Here is a 2,043-nt window from a genome sequence, read left to right on the forward strand (position 1 = left end):
TCTGTGTTTGGTTTCTCTGCTACTGTTCATAATGGTGTTCACAATGACTGTCAAACACAATCGTTCATTATGTTGACATTATGAACGGTCGGTGCGTAATGTTCGATATGTTGAGCATTCCAGACTTTTCGGGCGAACTTTACGGCTACGCCCGCGTTTCGACCGAGGAACAAAACCTTGATCTGCAACTAGACGCGCTGCGCGCTGCTGGTGTGCCTGAAAACCGTATTTTCACCGAAAAGCTGTCGGGCAAAACGACTAAGCGCCCGGTGCTGGATCGCGTGCGCCGGGTTATGCGCGAAGGTGATGCGCTGGTGGTCTGGCGGCTGGACCGGATAGGTCGCAACATGATTGAAGTTGTCATGTTTGTGGATGATCTGGCGAAAGAGAAAATTCTATTTCGCAGTCTGACAGAGGCTTTTGACCTGACGACGCCGATGGGCAAATTCATGGTCACGCTGATGGCGGGGCTTGCGCAGTTTGAGCGCGATATGACGGCGGTGCGAACTAAGGCCGGGATGGCGTCTGCGCGTGCGCGCGGCGTCCGCATGGGGCCTAAGCATCGCATTCTTGATTGCCCGCTGCGATTTGCCCGGTTTGTTGAGTTGTGGCGATCAGGCTCAATCCCTGACGGCGAGATGAGTGCCCGCGATATCGTCAAGGATTTGAACGCTGTTCCGGGGTCCAAGCTGCCACCGATGGCATCGCATACCTCTTACGCAAATTGGAAAGGGCGCGGGTTTCCGGGCTTTGATCAAAAGACAATGGAAAGGGTTTAGTTTTGACGGTCTACTACAATGAGAATGATGATTTTGCCGCAAGTTGGCTTAAATCTCTGATTTCTAAGGGGTTAATTGCGCCCGGTGATGTGGATAACAGGAGTATTGAGGATGTCGCAGCCGACGATCTTAAAGGGTATAATCAGTGTCACTTTTTCGCCGGAATCGGCGGGTGGTCTTATGCCTTGCGGCTTGCCGGATGGCCTGATGAAAAGCCAGTCTGGACAGGTTCCTGCCCTTGCCAGCCATTTAGTCAGTCGGGATCGGGAAACGCCTTTGACGACGACCGGCATTTGTTCCCGGTCTGGCAACGCCTCATTGAGGTCTGCGCGCCTTCAATCGTCTTTGGTGAGCAATCTGCAAGCCCGCTTGGACGGTCTTGGTTTTCCGGGGTGCGTTCTGAAATGGAAAGTCTGGGATATGCAGTCGGGGGGGCCGATCTGTGCGCTGCGGGGGTCGGTTCCGCGCATATCAGGCAACGGCTCTACTTTGTTGCCGTGGCCGACGCCGATGGCTGGGACGAAAGCAACGGGCAGTTACAACGAGGCGGGCAATACGGACAGCGCGCGCAAAACGATTGCACTAGTGACGGGGCACGTTGCGCCGTCGGAGCGGGCCAAGCCGAAGGTCATTGCAGATCATCGGTTGTCGAGGGTTTCGACGGATGGCGTGGCGCTGACAGATTGCACTGCTGGGATGGGGCTTGGCGGCCGGTTGAACCCGGATCATTCCCGCTGGTTAATGGGGTATCCGATCGATTGGCGCAACAGCGTGCCTACGGCAATGCCATAGATCCGCGCCTTGCCGCTAAATTTATCGATGCGTCTGTTTTGGCGTGGTCACAATAGGAGTCTGCTTGATGCCACGTAAGGATGAAATCGACCGCATGATTGTCATGCTGTATATTTCCCGTAACTCTGCTGGCTTCACAAATTACACAAGGCCCGCCGGATGGCTGGACAAGCTACCTATGGCTGGCCTTGATGAGTTGAAGTGCGATTTTGAACGGATGGCAGGCGAAGTTTCTGATGAGATAGCGAAACGCATTGCGGATGATATGCCAAAGTTTTCGAGGCGTTGGTATGATGAGCAAGAGGATGAGCGGGCAGGCGGTGCTTTGTTGCTTGCTGGCATTGGTGTAAAAACAAACGAAACACAATAGGAGCGAAAAATTTGGAACTATTCGCCTAAGTCTTTGAAACTTTTAGGCCGTAAAGTTGGAACTATTTCAACCTAAGTTATTGTTTTTGATTGATTGTTTCAG

The 2,043-nt window shown here is 53.1% G+C and carries 3 protein-coding genes; all 3 read left to right on the forward strand.

The annotated features are described in order from the left end of the window. Positions 1–107: 107 nt before the first annotated feature. The 3 genes from AN189_RS18620 to AN189_RS18625 are packed head-to-tail and all read left to right on the forward strand — an operon-like array spanning position 108 to position 1,941. Positions 108–779: a recombinase family protein gene (locus AN189_RS18620; RefSeq protein ID WP_253279670.1), complete on the forward strand. Its 672-nt coding sequence runs from the start codon at positions 108–110 to the stop codon at positions 777–779. A gap of 2 nt (positions 780–781) precedes the next feature. Further along, on the forward strand, positions 782–1,627 hold the full coding sequence (locus AN189_RS19015) for a DNA cytosine methyltransferase (protein WP_083484517.1): 846 nt from the start codon (positions 782–784) through the stop codon (positions 1,625–1,627). A gap of 11 nt (positions 1,628–1,638) precedes the next feature. After that, positions 1,639–1,941 carry a hypothetical protein gene (locus AN189_RS18625; protein ID WP_056039680.1) on the forward strand — a complete coding sequence of 101 codons (303 nt, stop codon included), beginning with the start codon at positions 1,639–1,641 and terminating at the stop codon, positions 1,939–1,941. Positions 1,942–2,043 lie beyond the last annotated feature (102 nt).

It is taken from the genome of Loktanella sp. 3ANDIMAR09 (assembly GCF_001420005.1).
Classification (GTDB): domain Bacteria; phylum Pseudomonadota; class Alphaproteobacteria; order Rhodobacterales; family Rhodobacteraceae; genus Loktanella.